The organism is Brevibacterium sp. 91QC2O2 (genome assembly GCF_024580695.1).
In the GTDB taxonomy this organism is placed as follows: Bacteria; Actinomycetota; Actinomycetes; order Actinomycetales; family Brevibacteriaceae; genus Brevibacterium; species Brevibacterium moorei.
Map to the genome: position 1 here is coordinate 1 of NZ_JANIJY010000058.1, position 1,094 is coordinate 1,094.

The 1,094-nt window shown below is 62.5% G+C and carries 1 protein-coding gene; it reads left to right on the plus strand.

Annotated elements, in window-relative coordinates; genetic code table 11:
• The first annotated feature begins 274 nt into the window (after positions 1–274).
• Positions 275–919 carry a copper resistance protein CopC gene (locus tag NQ036_RS15400; RefSeq protein WP_257049634.1) on the plus strand — a complete coding sequence of 215 codons (645 nt, stop codon included), beginning with the start codon at positions 275–277 and terminating at the stop codon, positions 917–919.
• The last annotated feature ends 175 nt before the right edge of the window (positions 920–1,094 follow it).

Consider the following 1,094-nt stretch of genomic DNA (forward strand, 5'->3'; position numbering starts at 1 on the left):
TTGTGTGGGCTTGTAGTCACGGGTCATGAGTCCACGTGACCATGGGTATGGTCATGATGTGGTGAGACATGGTGGTCATGATGTTGTGAGACATCTGTGGTCACGATGTCCCGAGACTTCACAGCAGATTCTTGGAGAAGAAATCCACATGAACCGGCCAGTCGATGAAACATGCCGCCATCGAGTGGGAACACCGGTAGTGGCATTGAAGTATCTCCCAGCCGCGGCTGCGTAGACTGTCCGTGTCCCGAACGTTCGTCTCTTGGAGCACTCCGTGTCTATCCCGATCCGTCCCCAACGAACCATGCCACTGGCCCTGCTGCTGGCCGCCGCCTTCGCGGTGTGCGGTATGTTCTTCGCCCCCGCGGCCTCGGCCCACGACCAGCTGGTGTCATCAGATCCGGAAAACGGTGCGACCTTGAAGACCGCACCCGAATACCTCACGCTGAACTTCAGCGGCAAGATTCAGAAGACCGGCACCGAGGTCAAGGTGATGCACGAGGGCAAGGACGTCTCCGCCGGCGAGATTACCATCGAGGACGGCAAGCTGATGTCCGCGCTGCCCGACGATCTGTCCACAGGCGACTACAAGGTCCTGTGGCGTGTGGTGTCCGCCGACGGCCACCCCGTCTCCGGCACGATCGATTTCACCGTCAAGGGCGACGGCGAGGCCGGCGGCAGCGCGAAGCAGGGCACCTCCGAAGCCGAGGAGTCCGCGGGCGCGGCGGCCCCGGCCGATGAACAGACTCCGGCCGCGCTGGGCGGTAACGAGCTCAGCGGCGGGGTGGATCAGGAGAACACCGGGTCGGGGATCTCCACCGGCACCGGCGTGCTGATCGGGATCGGCGCCGGCGCTGTGCTGGGCATCGTCATCGCCCTGCTGATCCGCAAGTTCAAGGGCCTGAACCAGGACAAGTGACCCCTCCACAGGCGCGGGCACCCTCCTTCGAGGGTGCCCGCGCCTTTTCGGGCTCTTCCGGATTGAGGGTGTAGAGAATTATCCGACAGGGGTAGGTGTGTCGTAGGGGGTGTGAAGAAGGCCCCGCGGTGAGAATGGGAATTGTCTAGAAACCGATTCCTCACCACAAGGCCTT